This is a genomic window from Paenibacillus sp. J22P51, from assembly GCF_059692215.1.
Genome location: NZ_JCAUAZ010000032.1, coordinates 1 through 1,557 on the forward strand (window position 1 = coordinate 1; position 1,557 = coordinate 1,557).

A 1,557-nucleotide genomic window follows, 5' to 3' on the forward strand; every position below is an offset into this window, starting at 1 on the left:
GATGATGGCGGAGGGGACCCACGCGTTCCCATCTCGAACACGACCGTTAAGCCCTCCAGCGTCGATGGTACTTGAACCGCAGGGTTCTGGGAGAGTAGAACGTTGCCAAGCGATACCCATGGCAAGCTTTCGGAGAAAGCTTCGAAAGCTTGTAGGTGGGTTTTTATTATGGAAAATTTCCATTTAGGGCCCTTAGCTCAGCTGGTTAGAGCGCACCCCTGATAAGGGTGAGGTCGGTGGTTCGAGTCCACTAGGGCCCACCATTTAACTTCATATTGAAGTAACCCATTTTGGGGCCATAGCTCAGCTGGGAGAGCGCCTGCCTTGCAAGCAGGAGGTCAGCGGTTCGATCCCGCTTGGCTCCACCAAACCACATTTTAAGACAGGAATTTCCAAGAAATTTCAACTTGAAATGCAGTAATAAGATGTGATAAGATAACTTTCGCCGCTGAAATAGGGCGAGAATGAACGAATCACAGCAATACGTTGTTCCTTGAAAACTAGATAACGAAACAAAACGTAAAGTAAGAACTTAGGTTGTGTTAACCTTCGGGTTACACAAATATCTTTATTAGTTTTTTCTAGGTTAAGCTAGAAAGAGCACACGGAGGATGCCTAGGCACTAGGAGCCGAAGAAGGACGTGGCGAACGACGAAATGCCTCGGGGAGCCGTAAGCAGGCTTTGATCCGGGGATGTCCGAATGGGGGAACCCAGCTGTGGTAATGCGCAGTTACTCTAAAGTGAATACATAGCTTTAGTAGAGGCAGACCCAGGGAACTGAAACATCTAAGTACCTGGAGGAAAAGAAAACAAAAGTGATTCCGTCAGTAGCGGCGAGCGAAAGCGGAATAGCCCAAACCAAGGAGCTTGCTCCTTGGGGTTGTAGGACCTCGATATGGGGTTAGTTTGGTAGGCGAAGTGATCTGGAAAGGTCCGGCATAGAAGGTAAAAGCCCTGTAGCCCAAACTGAACGAATCCCCTAGAGGTATCCTGAGTACGGCGGGTCACGTGAAACCCCGTCGGAATCCGGCAGGACCATCTGCCAAGGCTAAATACTCCCTAGTGACCGATAGTGAAGCAGTACCGTGAGGGAAAGGTGAAAAGCACCGCGGAAGCGGAGTGAAAAAGAACCTGAAACCGTGTGCTTACAAAAAGTCAGAGCCCTCTATATGGGTGATGGCGTGCCTTTTGTAGAATGAACCGGCGAGTTACGTTCCCGTGCGAGGTTAAGTTGAAAAGACGGAGCCGCAGCGAAAGCGAGTCTGAATAGGGCGCTTTAGTACGTGGACGTAGACCCGAAACCGTGTGATCTACCCCTGTCCAGGGTGAAGGTGAGGTAACACTCACTGGAGGCCCGAACCCACGAATGTTGAAAAATTCGGGGATGAGGTGGGGGTAGCGGAGAAATTCCAATCGAACTCGGAGATAGCTGGTTCTCCCCGAAATAGCTTTAGGGCTAGCCTCGGATGTTGAGTTGTGGAGGTAAAGCACTGATTGGGTGCGGGGCCCGCCAAGGGTTACCAAGTCCAGTCAAACTCTGAATGCCACAAACTTAA

General features: G+C 50.2%; 2 tRNA genes and 2 rRNA genes. All 4 read left to right on the forward strand.

The features are described from left to right. A 5S ribosomal RNA gene (gene rrf, locus AC58QC_RS30310) occupies nt 1–111 on the forward strand; the annotation flags it as partial. A gap of 75 nt (nt 112–186) precedes the next feature. Next, nucleotides 187–263, forward strand: a tRNA-Ile gene (locus AC58QC_RS30315). A gap of 29 nt (nt 264–292) precedes the next feature. Continuing rightward, nucleotides 293–368, forward strand: a tRNA-Ala gene (locus tag AC58QC_RS30320). 216 nt (nt 369–584) lie between these two features. Beyond that, nucleotides 585–1,557 (forward strand): 23S ribosomal RNA (locus AC58QC_RS30325); the annotation flags it as partial.